The organism is Fulvivirga kasyanovii (assembly GCF_009711405.1).
Lineage (GTDB): Bacteria > Bacteroidota > Bacteroidia > Cytophagales > Cyclobacteriaceae > Fulvivirga > Fulvivirga kasyanovii.
In genome coordinates this window covers 1-1,987 of the sequence record NZ_SMLW01000197.1, presented here as the reverse complement: position 1 = coordinate 1,987, position 1,987 = coordinate 1, and the positions used below count along the sequence as shown (strand labels likewise).

The window sequence follows — 1,987 nt, the reverse complement described above, 5'->3', positions numbered from 1 at the left end:
TCTGTCAGGGGCAGTTTAATGGTCAGGATGCCATCAGCATAGTTGGCGCTGATCTTCTCCTGATTGATGTCTTCAGAAAGTGTAAAGGCCCTTCTGAATTTGCCGTAGTTAGACTCCTGCTTTTGGAGTTTCTCTTTCAGCTCATCTTTTAATATCCTTTCACCACTTATTTCAAGCACATTGTTTTCCAGGTTAATGTTAAAATCTTCTTTTTTCATACCGGGAACAAAAAGTTGCAGCTCAATTTCTTTTTCTCCTTTAAAGATATCTACTGCCGGTTTGAAGTTGACATTACCGTTTGTTTTGTCTCTTAAAACACTCTCGATCAAATCTCCAAAAGTACCTGGTACAAAGTCATTTAGTGGGTTGTATCTTACTAATGTCATGGCTTTATAAATTTAAGTTTAATGTTTTGTTTCACTTTTAACTCTACACTATTGAAAATTGTACCAGACCGGATTTTGGCCTCAAAACCATAGATAATAAGACATAATGTCACTAATAAACTAAATACCCTTCAATATTCATGTCAATTTGTCTTATTTTGACTATTTAGTTTTAGAAAAGGAATTTTATATATTGTGCCGCAAAATGCTAAAACATGAACGATAAGGTCAGGAATTTTTTAAAGACGTTAGGGCCGGGGATTGTATTTGCCGGAATGTGCATTGGTGTGTCTCACCTGGTGCAGTCTACCCGTGCCGGTGCTGATTATGGCTTCACATTACTCATAGCCGTTATTGCGGCTAACCTGTTTAAATATCCGTTTTTCGAATTTTCTTCCCGCTATACCGGCGCCACCGGGCTAAGTATACTTGATGGCTATGCCAAAGTAGGTAAGTGGATCTTATGGGTTTATGGGATCATGACCCTTGTTACCATGTTTATTGTGAGTGCCGCCGTCACCTTTGTGGCTGCAGGCCTGCTCAGTAACCTGATGGGCTTTGAACTTACTACCAATTGGTGGGCGGCCATCATTTTTGGTGTCTGCATCATCGTGCTGGGCAGTGGCAGATATAGTGCCCTGGACAGCCTGCTGAAGATCGTAAGTGTCGTGCTGCTGATCTCCACCATTACGGCTGTTGTTGTAGCTTTCGTAAAAGGCCGCCCGGAACCGGTAGAGGGGTTTATCCCTAAAGAGTTAAATAGTGCCAGCGGATTGATATTCCTTATAGCACTTATGGGATGGATGCCAACGGCGGTAGATATGTCGACCTGGACAGGCCTCTGGGCAGAAGCCAGGATCAAACAAACCGGATATAAGCCTACTTTAAAAGAGACCTTGCTCGATTTTAATATTGGTTACTCTATTACGGCGCTACTGGCCGTTATATTTTTATCCCTTGGTGCTTTGGTGATGTACGGCAGTGGCATTGAGCTGTCCAACAGCGCGCCTGCCTTTGCAGGGCAGCTATTGGGTATGTACACTTCTTCCATAGGCCCATGGAGTTATTTTATCATCGCCGTGGCTGCTTTTAGCACGATGTTCAGCACATCCATTACTGTACTTGACGGCTATGGACGAACTATGGAGCGCATTGTCAAGTTAATTTTTGACGGAAAAAAGAAAGTCGGCTACTTCTACTGGATCGTGCTGATCGCAGTTGGTTCCTTTTTAGTTATATCCCAGTTTTTAAATAACCTGAAAAGCCTTGTAGACCTGGCAACGGTTGTGTCATTTGTGATCGCTCCGTTGGCGGCATTTTTGAATTATAAAGTAATATTCTCGAAGGACATAACCGGAGATTTTGTGCCGCCAAAATGGTTAAAACTTCTGGGTATTGCAGGTCTGATCTTCTTATCAGCCTTTACGCTGATCTACTTTTATGTCCTAATTTGACGTTTTGAAAGGGTGATGAAAATTTCTTTAAATTTTTAGAAATTATTTTTTGCATATTTTAATTCGAAGTTCTAATATTGCACACCCAAATGAGGGAAACATATTTAAAACATTCCCCCTTAGCTCAGTTGGTTAGAGCGGCTGACT

Annotated in this window: 2 protein-coding genes; one reads left to right on the top strand and one right to left on the bottom strand. The window is 41.5% G+C overall.

Annotated features, from left to right (window positions below):
• A partial coding sequence (locus tag E1163_RS00785; protein WP_155168622.1) for an Hsp20/alpha crystallin family protein occupies positions 1-386 on the bottom strand: 386 nt, incomplete at its 3' end.
• Positions 387-601: 215 nt separating this feature from the next.
• On the opposite strand from E1163_RS00785, the gene E1163_RS00780 reads away from it, so the two are divergent.
• Positions 602-1,840, top strand: a complete 1,239-nt coding sequence (locus E1163_RS00780; RefSeq protein ID WP_155168621.1) for an Nramp family divalent metal transporter — start codon at positions 602-604, stop codon at positions 1,838-1,840.
• Positions 1,841-1,987: the final 147 nt, after the last annotated feature.

Bases quoted from the DNA above. Each gene is read 5' to 3' on its own strand.
- E1163_RS00780 (WP_155168621.1), top strand. From the start codon at position 602: ATGAACGATAAGGTCAGGAATTTTTTAAAGACGTTAGGGCCGGGGATT.